A 13,362-nucleotide genomic window follows, 5' to 3' on the forward strand; every position below is an offset into this window, starting at 1 on the left:
AATAAGTGTTTACTTTACGTAAGCGAATCAGCTTTCCGACTTATGATCTCTTTTTTAAAGAACAGCTATACCAATTCCTTCAATCCGCAGACAATCCTCTTTTTTTTCCATAATTTCTTCATCAATGTAGGTACCACGCTGGTTTATGTCTCCGCCAACGTGCTTTTGCTTGAAAATCACCCGGAATATTCCTTGCCGATCGCTTACATCGCTGCGGCGCTGGCCGTGATGACAGCGGGGAAAATTTACGAGTATTTCGAGCACCACCTGATCCTGAAACGCCTGAGCCTCGGCACTATGTTCTCGTCGCTCTTTATGGTGTCGGTGGTAATGGTGCTGCTGTGGCTGGGTCACGGCATTGCCACGGCAATTTCCGTAATGGTAGGTTACCGGATCATTTACCTGCTTATCAATCTGGAATTCTGGGGCTTATCCGCATTGGTTTTTGATGTACGCCAAAGTAAGCGACTATTTAGTGTGATCGGGTCTGGGGATATGCCCGCCAAGGCGCTGGGTGCCGTGCTGGCGGTACTGATCCACTCCCCTTCCGTGTTGATGATCCTGCTGGTTATCTCGCTGATCTTCTTCGCATTGGCTTTTTACACGCAGATACTGACATTCAAATACACGGAAATCCCCAATCCGCACCACGCAAGACCGCGCCAGGTATCGGCATCGGATTCGAAGATCATTCAAAAGTATTTTGGCGGTAACAAGCTGCTTACCTCGCTTTGTCTTGGTATGGTCGCCATTGCTGCGACTGCTACGTGGATCGAGTACCACTTTTTTGTGAATGTCAAATACAAATTCCACAGCCAGCACGATGTAATCACTTTTGTAGGTACGCTGCTCGCCGCTACTTATGGGATTTCGACGATTGTTAAATTGTTGTTTTCGGGTAAAACGGTGGAGCGTTTCGGGGTGCGGCTTACCTTGTACCTGCTGCCGCTGACTACCATTTTCATTTCACTTGGTCTGCTGATTTCCTCTTACTTCCGGAAAGACGAACCCTCGCTCCTCTTCTACTATTGTGCTGCATACCTGCTTTTCGAGCTGGTAAGAAGAACGATTTTCGACCCGGTATTCCTCGTATTGTTCCAGCCACTTTCTACCAAAACCAGGCTGAAAGGACACACGTTGGCTAAGGGACTTTTTGAACCAATGGGAATGCTGATCGCGGGCGCATTGCTCTGGATCGTGTACTCTCGCAACCTGAACAACATCAGTCTTACGTTCGATCTTTCGCTGCTCTTCGCGGTGGCGGCACTGGTTATTTTCAGGAAATCTTACGGACATTATACCCAGGAGTTGAAATCGGCGATCGGAAAGCGCTTTATCAAAAGCGGCGAAATGGCCTCCCCGGCAGAGGCGCTGCCCATTATCACCGAAAACCTGAAAAGTGAAAGAAGAGAAGAAGTACTGAATGCAATTGACTGGCTGGCGAAAAACAAAGTGGCGCTCTTCCGCAAGAATGTCGATCTCCTGATCAAAAACCCGCACGTACAAGTGCGCCTGAAAACGCTCCAAACACTAGCAACACTGGATCAGCCAGACTTGTCTGATGCTTTTTTGAGATATATCGAAGCCGAACCGGATACAGCTTGTCAGACGCTCGCTGTGCGCATTGCCTGTGCGGCTTCCCGCTTGTCGGATGAGCAGCTGGCCAGGTTCCTCGCCCACCCCGACCTGGATATCGTACGCGGGTCCGTGATCGGAAGCTGGGAAGCCGGCAAATCCCTGCCGCTCGTACACGGTACCCTTCGCAAGCTCTTCACTTCGGGCGACGAAAAACAACAGCTGACTGCATTGGAATGCATCAGGGTGATCGGGATGCATTCCTATGAAGAGCAGCTCAAAAACTACATTCAGAACGGTAGTGAGAAAGTAAAAAATACCGCCCTGGAAGTAGCCGCAGGCTCGGGTTCCGCGCAGCTGCTGCGTGAGTTGAAGCCGCTGCTTGGAGGCGCGCTTTCCAGATCTACCCTCGTCGCATTGATTAAATCGGGTAACGCCGGTATCCGCATTGTTGAAGAATGGCTGCAAAATGACGGGTCGGGAGAACGCATTCGTTTGTTCATTAAAGTAGCTGAAAAAACGAAACACGAATTTATACTGCAAATACTTTTCAATCTAATTAAAAGTATTTACCTGAACAAACATTCGAAAAGTAAAGAACTTACCATTAACTCTGATAAGGTAGATACATTTACATTGCTGGATGCATTGAAGGCAATGTCAAACTACCTGCTTGTTGCTGACTATAAATCAGTTGTGTCAGAATTTGTGGAGAAAGAACTGATCCACGCTTCGCGGCTCCTGGCTGAAATGGAAGACCATGCAAACGACAAAACGTGGAATGACACGCTTGAATATGAATTGGAACTCACCGGACAGCGCCTTTTCTATTTGTTTATGATGCAGTATGACAAGGACGCGGTGTACAATGCGTGGCGTGGAATACGTCACGCGAGCAAGGAAAAAAGGGCAAATTCACTCGAAATGATCGAGAGCCTTTTGCCGCGCACGCTCTATCCTGCATTGCACGCATTGTTTGAAAACATCCCTGTCCAGAGAAAGCGGGAGGCGCTGCGGCAGTACGTCGGTAACCAGGATGGCGGACTTGCATTGATACCTTACATTCTGACTCACCACGATCGCTCTTTTACAACCTGGACAGTCGCCGTGGCGATTAAGAAGTTTACTCCGGGAGCCGATGAACTTACCTATCTTGAACAGCTTGTACACCACCCGGCGCGCCTGATCCGGGAAGCAGCTGCGGAAAAATACAAGTCGCTTGCCTTAAACCCCGAACTCAGATTCAGCCTTAACATTCCTATGCAACATACAGAAACTGCACAGACCATTTCAGAAATGGAGCGCGTGATCGTTTTGAAAAACACGCAGCTTTTTTCCCAAACTCCTGAAAACGTACTGAGCTCGATCGCTCCGATCATGAAAGAGGTGACTTACAGTGAAGGCCAGCAGATCTTCGCGAAAGGTGACCTGGGCGATTCCATGTACATTATATATACAGGTTCTGTGGGAATTTACGACGGCAAAAAACAGCTCGCATTGTTCGATAAAGGAGAGATTTTCGGTGAGCTTGCCTTGCTGGACACCGAGCCAAGGTCTGCCTCTACCGTTGCCGAAACAGACGTGCTCGTCTTCCGCATTGACCAGGAAGATTTCTTTGAATTAATGGAAGAGCGCGACGAGATTTTAAGAAATGTACTGCGTATCCTCTGTCAGCGTATCCGCGTTCAAAATGAAAAAATGCGGATGCAGGGCTGAGGCAATATCAATGTGCCGCTTGTTTGAGCTTTTCAAGGTGCAATGTTTTTATTGCATTGCGCCGCTCCTGCTGTGATTTGATCCAATAGAAATGGTTTTCGAGGAAAGCCACCTGCGTTGCATTCCATTGCTCGGGATCCGAAACCAGCTCACGCGCTTTCAGCTCTTCAAACAATGTTGCAGATATCGTTTCAAAATCATCTCTGCCGAGGTAATCCAGGTCTGCGTCTGCCAGGATCATTTGCAGTTTATTTTGCGGCATTTGCGGGATTTTAGTTGCCATGATCATCCCGCAGATCGCCTCGATTTGTTCGTCCGAGTATTGATATCCCGGCAGGATTTCTCTTACGATCCTGCAACCCTCCTCTTCGTGGCCGCGGTACACATTCATGAAACCTGAATCGTGGTACAAAGCCGCTGTTTCCAGTAAGATCATGTCATTTTCATCCGTAATTTCCTCCAATGCAGCCAGCTCCATGGCGGCGGTTACTACATCTTTGGTGTGATGTAAACCGTGGTAAAAAAGGTTACTATCCAACCGGGTACGCAGCTCTTCAAAAATATATGCTCTTGCGGCCTCAATGTTCATGGCTATTCCAGTACTTCGTAAATCATCACGGGATTTTCCTTGTTTTTCAGGTTTACCTCGCCCACTGCGTTGCACTGAAAAGCCTCTTTAATGCGCTGGTAGGCCGATTCCGGCACCACAACCTGACCTGGCTTCGCCACAGACTGCAAGCGCTGCGCCACATTCACCACGTCGCCGATTACCGTGTAATCCAGCCGCCGCAATGCAGCCGAACCAATGTTTCCCGAAACCATTTCACCCGAATTGATCCCGATAGATACTTTCGGGCAGTAAGCAGAATTGTCAGAGAGCTCTTCTCTGAAACCGTCAATGTGGTTACGCACAGCCAGCGAAGATTCCACTGCCCTGTCCAGGTGGTATTCGCCGCGGAAAACTGCCATTACTGCGTCTCCCATAAACTTGTCAACAAGTCCGCCCTGCGCGATGATCTCTTTTACCATCACATCGAAATACTTATTGATCATGGTAACCACACGGTCCGCCGGTTCCTTTTCTGAAATGGAAGTAAACCCGCACAGGTCCATAAAAACGACGGTACCTTCGATATTTTCGCTCGTCATCAGCGATTTTTCGAAAGTGTCCTGCGTCATAAATTGCAGCACGGAGGAGTCGACGTACATTCTAAGAATGTCGTTTTCCCGCACTGCCTTTAATGTATCTTTCAGCTGGGCGACATACTGGAGTGTTTTCTCCATAGTCACTTCCAGGTCTTTGAAATCAATTGGTTTGGTCAGAAAGTCGAATGCGCCGCGGTTCATAGCAGTACGGATATTATCCATATCTCCATAAGCTGACACGATCACCGCTTTCAGTACCGGACTTACCTCTCCAATGCGGACCAGCAACGTCAGTCCATCCATTTCAGGCATATTAATATCGCTCAAAACTATATCGATATCCTGGTTCTCAGCAATTACTTCAAGCGCTTTGATCCCGTTTTCAGCAAAAAGAAACTCGTATTCCTGCTCACGGATCTGCCTCCTGAACTTTTGTTTGATCAGCAGCTGCAAGTCAGCCTCATCATCCACAACCAATATCCTGGCTTTCATAAAATCGTCAGCAGTTTCTCTTTCAGTTCAACAAAATTGACCGGCTTGGTCAAAAAATCATCAGCGCCAAGCTGCATAGCTTGGTCGTGATTGGCGCTGTCGCCATAGGCAGTGATCATCATCACCTGCGGCGGCGCGGACGGGTGGTCTCTCCTTATTGTTTTTAAAAGCTCAATGCCGCTCATTCCCGGCATATTGATGTCGGAAAGAATCATCACCACTTCCGAAGGATGTGCTGCGAGGTAAGTCAGCGCCTCTTCGCCCGAAAACGAGAAGGAAAACTGGAACTGCCCGCTTCGAATTTCCTTTCTGAACTTCTGTTCAAACAGGGATTTCACATCTTCCTCGTCGTCTACAACTAATATTTTCATGAAGGTTTTTGTAAAATGTCAGGATTCGCTGGTTGGTTCGCTGACAGGTATTGTGATTCTGAATTCTGTTTTCTCACCCGGAATGGATTCTACATCCAGCACGCCGCCGTGCCCGTTTGTAACAATATCGTAGCTCATCGAAAGTCCGAGACCGGTTCCCTGGCCAGTCGGCTTGGTTGTAAAAAACGGCTGGAAAATCTTGGCTTTGACGTGCTCGGGCATTCCGGTTCCATTGTCGGTGACGCGGATATACAGCTTATTGGCAAATTTCTTGGTACTGATTTTCACTTCGGGTTTGTAGTCGCTCCCCAAACCTTCCGCTGCCAGCTTTCGCTTTTTCTCCGCGACTGCGTAAAATGCATTGGTGAAAAGATTCAGGAATACCCTTCCCAAATCCTGCGGAAGTACATTCACTTTGCCGATCGTTCCATCAAAATCAGTGACCAGCGCCGCATTGAATTCCTTGTCTTTGGCACGCAGGCCGTGGTAAGCGAGCCGCATATATTCGTCTGCCAGCGCATTGATCTCGACAGGTTCTTTCTCGCCGGACGACAGTCTTGAATGCTGCAGCATTCCCTTCACAATGGAATCAGCGCGCTTTCCGTGGTGGGTGATCTTCTGCTGGTTCTGGCTGAGGTCCGCGATAATCTCTTTGATATAATCCTTGTCCGCGTCTGCCAGTTGTGATTTGTCAATTTCTTCTTCAAGCTCTGTACAAAGCTCTACGGATACCTCTGAAAAGTTGTTTACAAAATTCAACGGGTTCTGTATCTCGTGGGCAATACCAGCGGTAAGCTCCCCGAGGGAAGCCATTTTCTCGCTCTGGATCAGCTGGTTTTGGGTGGATTTAAGTTCTTCAATCGTCTTTTGCAGCTCTTCCTTCTGCATGGTAAGTTCCTGGGTCCGCTCATTCACCAGGTATTCCAGCGATTCTTTTTGCGCGCGACTTGCCTGCTCTTCCCTGAGCCTGTCTTCCCGCTCCTTTTGCAGCACTTTCATCTGCTTTCTTGCATAAAACCACACGAAAAAGCAGAGTACGAATGCGAATGCGACGGCTACCTGGAAAAAGCTGTCGTTCGATTCATAGAACTTCGGGAAAAGCCCCTTGACAAAATCCCGAATAATGGAAATGGCCACAAAAGGCATGACCGTCTGCGCCGTTGACCTGAGTGAGTTGAAAACCTCATTCCGGTAAATAACGACGATCAGCCACACCAGGAAAATATCCCATACCCAATTGGTCCAGAAAGGCTCGTCGGCGATGTAGAAGGTGGCGATCCATGCAATACTGAAATACCGCGCAAAAACCAGCCGTTTGTCCCATTCAGGATGGTTGACGGCGGTTTGTAAAGAAGTGCGGATGTACTGGATCAGGAAAAAGGAAACTAAAAAATAATCCATGCAAGGCAGGGTTGCTGTTTCTTCTTTTGGTTAAAAAGGATTGTGTAAGCAAAGTAAAGATTTTCCTTCAAATAACCGATTCAGCAGATGCCAGGCAAGATCGCCGGGATTATACTTTCGTGTAAATCTCGTTTTTAATCAACTTTACATTATTCAGCTGCGGAATTGCCAGTACCTTATTACGCGGTACCACGCCGCGTGAAATCCAGTTTTGTACGCGACTGACTTTGAGGTTGTGAATGCGAGAATACTCTGAAATTGTAATCCATTCATGCAAATCGTACTCGGCACCTTCAACAACAATCCGCACATCTTGTAACTGCTGTAATTCGTTCAGGGCATCCTTAATCTCAGCGACGGTTTGTCTTGCACGATCCTTGATCGCCTTCCAGAATGGTCTGATTTCCTCGCGCTCGGTTTCCGAGAGCGCATAGTACCAATCTGCAAATTCTTTGCGGATTGCCGGGATACCCTCGTGATCGGCCGCTTTCATGCGCGCTGTATATTGGTCAATGTAAGCTTGGAAGTCCTCTCTCATATCTCGTCAAAATCAGTTAAAAAACTCAATGCCTCCCTTAACTTGACCGCCTCTTTTATCAGCTCTTCGTATTCCGCGTCAAGCTCATCCGAAGGCGGCAACAACAATTCCAACTCCAACTCTGCAAGCCGGGCGGTGATTTTAGAAATAAGGTCCTCCTTTCTGAACTTTTTTGTCATAAAGCAGTGTGTGTTATTTTTTCAAACCTAATGAATGTAAAGTTATTTTACAAGCAACAGTGTATACTTACTTCACAGTGCAAGTCACCCGCGCATTTCCGCACAAAACTTGTCCGAATCCGAACAGCGTAGCTACATTTTAAATAGCTAAGTACCTCTTTCTCAGAAGTTACTTAATCTGGTATATATTTTATACATAGAACTATGTATTACAATGTACTATCTGTTAGCCATAAAAATAAAACTGCCCCAGCTTTAAAGACCTGACTTATGATTCGTAATTACTTCAAAATCGCCTGGCGGAACCTGCTGCGCAACCGGGCGTTTTCTGCCATTAATATTGCCGGCCTCGCTATTGGGCTGGCTTCCTGTATGCTGATCAGTTTGTATGTGATCGACGAGCTGAGCTTTGACAGGTTTCACGAAAAAGCCGACCGGATCGTGCGCGTTGTTTTTAAAGGATCGATGCAGGGCGGCAAGTTCAATGAGGCGAACGTGATGCCGCCCACAGCAGCTGCATTGAAAGCAGATTACCCCGAGGTACTCGACGCAACGCGCCTGAGACAAGGCGGCAATCCGATTATCTCCATCGACGATCAGCTATTTACCGACAATAAAATGGCGCTTGTAGATCCGAATTTCTTCCAGGTATTTACACTGCCTTTTACACACGGTAACAGCAAAACAGCATTGACAGACCCGAATGCGATCGTGATCAGCGAGTCGCTTGCCCGGAAATTCTACGGGGACAAAAATCCGGTCGGCCAGTTGCTTACATTCAAAGGCTCCCGCGACAAGGCCCGTATCGCAGGCGTATTTAAAGACATACCCGGAAATTCCCACTTCCGGTTCGACATATTTGCTTCCCTGATCAACTCCGGCGAGGCGAAGTCTACCTCGTGGATGCAGTCAGAGTTCTTCACTTACCTCGTTCTGCCGGAAGGTTATGATTATAAAAAGCTCGAATCCAAATTGCCGTCGACAGTCCGCAAGTACATGGGACCGCAGGTTGCGAATGCATTTGGGATGAGCTTCGACGAATTTGAGAAAAAGGGAAACCAGATCGGCTTGAAACTGCAGCCGCTCACGGATATTCACCTGCATTCAGATTTCCAGTACGATCTTGGCGACAATGGGGATGTGCGATACGTGTACATTTTCGGCGCCGTCGCCACGATCATGCTACTCATCGCCTGCATCAATTTCATGAACCTTTCCACCGCAAGCTCTTCGAAGCGCGCCCGGGAAATTGGCGTGAGAAAAGTAATGGGATCCGAGAAAAGCGAATTGATCTGGCAATTTTTGACTGAGTCAACCTTGGTAACATTTCTTGCAATGACGATCGCCCTCGCTACCGCGATCATCGCATTGCCGCTTTTTAATCAGCTGGCCGACAAAAACCTGCGCATTGACTTACAAACGCTGCCCGCATTGTGCCTGTACTTTGTGGTGTTCGGACTTTTCGTCGGGCTTTTTGCGGGAAGTTACCCTGCCTTTTTCCTCTCTTCATTCAAACCCATTGCCGTATTGAAGGGGAATATCAGCTCAGGGTTTTCGAAGAACTCAGCCAGTTTCAGCATGCGCAGCGCGCTGGTTGTATTTCAGTTTTGCGTTTCCATTGTGCTGATTATTGGTACAATGGTCGTTTACAACCAGCTTCGCTTTATTCAGAATAAAAAACTGGGCTATGATAAAAGTCAGGTGCTGGTACTGCCGGATACCTGGGCTTTGGGTAAAAATCAGGAGGCTTTCAAAGAGGAAATGCTGGCCGATAGCCGCATTGCGCAGGTTAGCTCATCGGGTTACTTACCGGCTGGTCCTTCTTACAACAACAATTATTCGATATACCCCGAAGCAAAATCGACCGAGCTCGTAAAAACGCTGCGGTACGATGTTGACTTCGACTATATTTCGACGCTCGGAATGCGTATCCTGGAAGGCCGCAACTTTTCACGCGAGTTTGGAACGGATTCTTCGGCTATCATTATTAATCAAACTGCTGCCCGGATGCTGGGCTGGAAAGAAGGCGCATTGAACCACACGGTGAGCAACAGCGATAATGCAGGAAAACGCTCGACTTACGTGGTAATCGGCGTAGTAAAAGATTTCCACTTCCGCTCATTTCACGAGCCGATCACGCCATTGGTGATGGTTTTGGGAAAAGGCTCCGGCACAACCATCGCCAAGATTAAGACCAATGACATACCTGCATTGCTCTCGTCACTCGAAAAGAAATGGAATGCATTCAAACCAGACCTTCCTTTTACCTACTCTTTCCTCGACGACCGTTTTAACGAAACCTACAAAGCCGAGCAAAAAACGGGTAAGATACTCGGTCTGTTTGCGGGACTGACCATTTTCGTCGCCTGCCTGGGTCTCTTCGGACTGGCTACCTTCACGGCCGAGCAGCGGACGAAGGAGATTGGCGTTCGCAAAGTGCTCGGTGCATCGGTACCCGGCATTGTGGCGCTGCTTTCGAAAGATTTTCTGAAACTGGTCGGCATTGCGCTGGTAGTGGCAGCGCCGCTAGCCTGGTGGCTGATGGATCAATGGTTGCGGGATTTCGCTTACCGCGCGGAGATCGCCTGGTGGATGTTTGTTCTGGCAGGAGCGCTTTCTGTTCTGATCGCGTTGTTCACAGTTTCTTTCCAGTCAGTGAAAGCTGCGTTAATGAACCCCGTAAAATCGCTAAAATCGGAGTAAGAGCTGGAAAATGCCTTTGGAATAATTATTTAAGAACGTGGCCATCACAAATCAACAACTGTTATGGCACAACATGAAGAAGTAATCGAAGCACTCAACGATCTGATCGTCATTAATAACGACCGGATCGCAGGGTATGAAAAGGCTTACAGCGAAACGAAAGAGATAGAAACAGACCTGAGGTCTATGTTCAATAACCTGGCGGATCAGAGCCGGGCGAATGTAGCCGACCTGAACAATTTGGTAAGAAGTCTGGGCGGAGAGCCTGAGACGGGTACGATGACTTCCGGAAAACTGTACCGAGTCTGGATGGATATCAGGTCACTTTTCAGCTGGGATAACAGGCGCGCAGTGCTGGAAAATGCAGAAGGCGGCGAAGATGCGGCCAGGAAGGCGTACGACGAGGCTGTCAACTCCGTTGAATTCCCAAAGGAAATCATGGACCTGCTGGTGAGGCAGCAGTCTGCGATTCACAATGCGCACGATACGCTTAAAAGAGAGCGGGACCGGCAAAGGGACCTTCCGCAATATCCTCTTACTACCTGACAGAAGCCGGCTAAAAACCGGCTTTTTTGTTGTTCAGCGGCAGGTACTACAGTACTTCGCAACTTTTTGAAAAAAACTTTTAATTTCCTGTAACCTTTTCGGCATCTCCCAGTTTCCACGTCAGAACCACCACTAAAAAGAGGCAGCCGCTTGAATACGCTCACAGATAATTCATTGATGCTACGGGTAAAAGCCGGCGATCTGGATAAGATGGGCTTGCTATTTGAGCGGTATAACCGGCCTCTTTTCGCGTTTTTCTATCACATGACCCACAATGCCGACCGGAGTGATGACCTGGTCCAGAATGTGTTTTACCGGATGCTCAAATACCGGCATACTTTCACCGGTGAAGGCGAGTTCAGGTCGTGGATGTACCATCTGGGGAGAAATGTACTGAACGATTCCGTACGTGAAAACAAGGGCCGGAACAATGTCGATGTAAGTGATCTGGCTGATCAGCTTGGCGGGGGAACTTCGGCGGACGGCGGTTTCGAACAACAGCAGGACAAGGATCTCCTGCACCAGGCCATGGCTGGCCTGAGTAGCGAACACCGCGAAATCCTGATCATGAGCCGCTTTCAGGAGCTGAAATACGAAGAAATAGCCAAAGTGCTGAACATCAATGAAGGGACTGTGAAAGTGCGTGTTCACCGCGCTTTGGGGGAGTTAAAGAAAAAGTTTTTTACCAATGAAAGAAGATAAACACATACGTTGCGCACAGTCCAGGGAGCATTTGACCGACTGGCTGCAAAACCGCCTCAGCAAAGCGGAGCAAATGGACATGAACATGCACCTGGCGGAATGCCTGGAGTGTCAGGAAGAGTTTGCGGCAGATAAACAGCTTTGGGATAGTTTGGGTAAAATGTCCGCTCCGGAACCTAGTCCGGCTATGCGGGTGAATTTTTACAACATGCTCGAAGAGTTCAAGGTTGCTGAACAGAAAACACCCCGATTTTCGTGGCAGGCGCTGCTGGAAAGGATGCAGGGGCTGGTAGTGCCGCAATGGACCATTCAGCTCGGTTTCAGCCTGCTTTTAGTGGCCCTAGGCGCGGCGATCGGATATAAAGTCAATCAGCGGAACAGCCAGGCTGCCGCTTACCAGCAGCAAATAGAGAACCTGGCCGCCCAGGTACAGGATATGAAAAGCACCATGATGCTCTCACTGATCGAAAATCCATCGGCAACGGAGCGGCTGCGGGCGGTAAGTTATACCAGCGAGATCACCGAGGCAGACGAACGTGTAATTGATGCGCTTTTTACCACGCTTAATAACGACGATAATGTAAATGTACGCCTCGTCACGCTTGAAGCACTTACGCAGTACGCGGACAATCCGCTTGTCCGCAGCGGGCTGGTGAAATCACTTTCCAAACAGGAATCGCCGATGGTTCAGGCTGCATTGGCCGACGTGATGGTGAAGCTGCAGGAAAAACGCGCTATCAAAGCATTGAAATCACTGCTCCGGAAAGAGGGGCTTGACGATCTGGTCAAAAACAAAATCGAACAATCGATCAGGGATTTATCTTAAACATCCAATTATCCATTTATCAGCCATGAAACTTTATGCAATCCCCCTGCTGGCGGGAGCGGTACTCTGCTGTACCCAGGCCCCGGCACAAAAGCTGGAATTCAAGGAGCATATCAGCAAGGAATTCGCAGTTCCGACTGCTACCGGAAGTACGCTCGCCATTTACAACATCAATGGTTTTATCAAAGTGGAAGGATATGCCGGTGACAAGGTGATCGTGGAAGCAGATAAAAGGATCACTGCTAAAACTAGTGAGGTGCTGGAACAAGGCAAGAGCCAGTTTAAACTAAGCTATGATCAGAAAGCCGACAGTATCATCGTGTACATTGCCGAACCTTTTGACTCGCGTCCGAACCGGGGACGGAAAAACTGGGACGGATCAAAAATCGAATACAACTATGCGCTGGATTTTACGGTGAAAGTTCCCTACGCAATGAGCCTGCACGTTTCGACGGTCAATGGAGGTGATGTGACGGTAGACAATGTGACCGGCCTGCTAAGTGTCACCAACGTTAACGGAGCAATCCGCGTCGCGAACGCAAAAGGTACCGCCCGGATGCGGACGGTTAATGGAAATGTCGAAGCCAACTTCCTGACGCTGCCGACGGGCGACTCTGACTTCAAAACGCTGAATGGCGATATCCGGATCACCTACCCTGCTTCACTTTCGGCCGACTGCCAGTTCAAGAGCTTCCACGGCGAATTCTACACCGACTTCCCTAATGCAGAGCAGCTGCCTGCCCGCGTGGTGAAGAACCAGGTCAACGACGGGAACAAGACCGTGTACAAGCTGAACACCGAAACGTATATCCGCATTGGGCAGGGCGGCCCTACTTACAAGTTTGAAACATTTAACGGAAATATTTACCTCAAAAAGCAATCATAAGCGACAATGAAAACCAACCGACTTATAACCCTCGCACTAAGCATTTCACTGGCTGTCTCCGGCAATGCAACTGTTTTCGGACAGGCAAAAGAGACCATTACTGTGCCCCTCTCGGACCCGTCCAAACCCGGCAGCCTGAAAGTAAACCTCCTCAACGGGAGCATCCGGATCAGCGGCTATGCGGGCAAAGAAGTAGTGATTGAAGCAACGGGAAAAGCACCTGAGCAGAACAATAAGCCGAAGGATGAAAACGCAGCGGGAATGCGGCGCATTGTTCCTTC

General features: G+C 48.6%; 12 protein-coding genes and 1 pseudogene. 7 read left to right on the plus strand and 6 right to left on the minus strand.

The window, feature by feature from the left end; translation table 11 throughout:
• The first annotated feature begins 42 nt into the window (after positions 1-42).
• Positions 43-3,291 (plus strand): cyclic nucleotide-binding domain-containing protein, encoded by a 3,249-nt coding sequence (locus ACTIE6_RS21425; protein ID WP_439558575.1) that lies wholly within the window; start codon positions 43-45, stop codon positions 3,289-3,291.
• A 7-nt stretch (positions 3,292-3,298) separates the two neighbouring features.
• On the opposite strand, the gene ACTIE6_RS21430 is transcribed toward ACTIE6_RS21425, so the two are convergent.
• The 6 genes from ACTIE6_RS21430 to ACTIE6_RS21455 all read right to left on the minus strand — a co-directional run bounded on the left by ACTIE6_RS21430 (position 3,299) and on the right by ACTIE6_RS21455 (position 7,418).
• Positions 3,299-3,880, minus strand: a complete 582-nt coding sequence (locus ACTIE6_RS21430) for an HD domain-containing protein (RefSeq protein ID WP_439558576.1) — start codon at positions 3,878-3,880, stop codon at positions 3,299-3,301.
• A 2-nt stretch (positions 3,881-3,882) separates the two neighbouring features.
• Positions 3,883-4,929 (minus strand): adenylate/guanylate cyclase domain-containing protein, encoded by a 1,047-nt coding sequence (locus ACTIE6_RS21435; RefSeq protein WP_439558577.1) that lies wholly within the window; start codon positions 4,927-4,929, stop codon positions 3,883-3,885.
• The gene (locus ACTIE6_RS21440) at positions 4,926-5,300 is read right to left on the minus strand and encodes a response regulator (protein ID WP_056287960.1); all 375 of its coding nucleotides are present in this window, start codon (positions 5,298-5,300) and stop codon (positions 4,926-4,928) included. Before ACTIE6_RS21440 ends, ACTIE6_RS21435 begins: the two co-directional genes overlap by 4 nt.
• Positions 5,301-5,318: 18 nt before the next feature.
• Complete coding sequence (locus tag ACTIE6_RS21445) at positions 5,319-6,701, minus strand: sensor histidine kinase (RefSeq protein ID WP_439558578.1); 1,383 nt, start codon at positions 6,699-6,701, stop codon at positions 5,319-5,321.
• A gap of 109 nt (positions 6,702-6,810) precedes the next feature.
• Positions 6,811-7,239: a hypothetical protein gene (locus tag ACTIE6_RS21450; RefSeq protein ID WP_439558579.1), complete on the minus strand. Its 429-nt coding sequence runs from the start codon at positions 7,237-7,239 to the stop codon at positions 6,811-6,813.
• Positions 7,236-7,418 (minus strand): hypothetical protein, encoded by a 183-nt coding sequence (locus ACTIE6_RS21455; protein ID WP_439558580.1) that lies wholly within the window; start codon positions 7,416-7,418, stop codon positions 7,236-7,238. The genes ACTIE6_RS21450 and ACTIE6_RS21455 overlap by 4 nt, the downstream gene beginning before the upstream one ends.
• Before the next feature lie 270 nt (positions 7,419-7,688).
• Here ACTIE6_RS21455 and ACTIE6_RS21460 point away from each other — a divergent pair, with 270 nt between their 5' ends.
• The 6 genes and pseudogenes from ACTIE6_RS21460 to ACTIE6_RS21485 all read left to right on the plus strand — a co-directional run.
• The gene (locus ACTIE6_RS21460) at positions 7,689-10,121 is read left to right on the plus strand and encodes an ABC transporter permease (protein ID WP_439558581.1); all 2,433 of its coding nucleotides are present in this window, start codon (positions 7,689-7,691) and stop codon (positions 10,119-10,121) included.
• A gap of 63 nt (positions 10,122-10,184) precedes the next feature.
• The gene (locus ACTIE6_RS21465) at positions 10,185-10,667 is read left to right on the plus strand and encodes a ferritin-like domain-containing protein (RefSeq protein WP_439558582.1); all 483 of its coding nucleotides are present in this window, start codon (positions 10,185-10,187) and stop codon (positions 10,665-10,667) included.
• A gap of 177 nt (positions 10,668-10,844) precedes the next feature.
• Positions 10,845-11,369 carry an RNA polymerase sigma factor gene (locus ACTIE6_RS21470; RefSeq protein WP_439558585.1) on the plus strand — a complete coding sequence of 175 codons (525 nt, stop codon included), beginning with the start codon at positions 10,845-10,847 and terminating at the stop codon, positions 11,367-11,369.
• Entirely contained in the window at positions 11,356-12,195 is an 840-nt protein-coding gene (locus ACTIE6_RS21475; protein WP_439558583.1) for a HEAT repeat domain-containing protein, read from the plus strand. The genes ACTIE6_RS21470 and ACTIE6_RS21475 overlap by 14 nt, the downstream gene beginning before the upstream one ends.
• Positions 12,196-12,220: 25 nt before the next feature.
• Complete coding sequence (locus tag ACTIE6_RS21480) at positions 12,221-13,081, plus strand: DUF4097 family beta strand repeat-containing protein (RefSeq protein WP_439558584.1); 861 nt, start codon at positions 12,221-12,223, stop codon at positions 13,079-13,081.
• Positions 13,082-13,087: 6 nt separating this feature from the next.
• Positions 13,088-13,362 (plus strand): annotated as a pseudogene (locus tag ACTIE6_RS21485) (hypothetical protein); the annotation flags it as partial.

This window comes from Dyadobacter sp., assembly GCF_051859145.1.
Lineage (GTDB): Bacteria > Bacteroidota > Bacteroidia > Cytophagales > Spirosomataceae > Dyadobacter.